This window comes from Bacillus sp. 05T31, from assembly GCF_056396725.1.
This window is the reverse complement of the sequence record NZ_JBFTMA010001270.1, coordinates 1-574: the sequence shown is the minus strand read 5'-3', so window position 1 is coordinate 574 and position 574 is coordinate 1. Positions and strand designations below refer to the sequence as shown.

1 pseudogene is annotated in these 574 nt (G+C 39.9%); it reads left to right on the top strand.

Annotated features, from left to right (window positions below):
* Positions 1-176 precede the first annotated feature (176 nt).
* Positions 177-574: pseudogene (locus AC1DJR_RS32845) on the top strand (lytic polysaccharide monooxygenase); the annotation flags it as partial.

Genomic DNA, 574 nt, shown 5'->3' with positions numbered 1-574 from the left:
GTTTATATGTCATGTTATATCCGTAAAGTTAAATGTTTGATAATAATGAATGAAGCATTCGTTCATTATTAAGTGTGCGTTTCTTACGCACTCCCAAAAACAAGTGTCTTTATTGTTATTCTTTTGCATCAAAGCCCTCATCACACTACGAAGTATAACAAGAAGGGGATACGAACATGAATAATCGAATTTTAAAACACCTACTAAATATGAAGATGAACAAGAAAATCCTGGGAGCCGTTGCATTAACGGCTGGAATCATAGGCACGACTCTCATTCCTCAAAATGCATATGCGCACGGTTTTGTTGAAAAACCTGGAAGTCGTTCTGCTTTATGTAGCCCAACTTACGGCGCACTGAACGTTAACTGCGGAAGTGTTATGTATGAACCTCAAAGTTTAGAAGCTCCAAAAGGATTTCCGCAAGGTGGCTCAGTTGATGGGCAGATTGCTTCGGCAGGCGGGGAATTTGGGGTATTTTGGATTAGCAAACAACAGAGCGTTGGTTTAAAAATACGATAACAGGTGGAGAAAATACGTTCACATGGAAGTATACAGCTCCGCACTTAACAAGC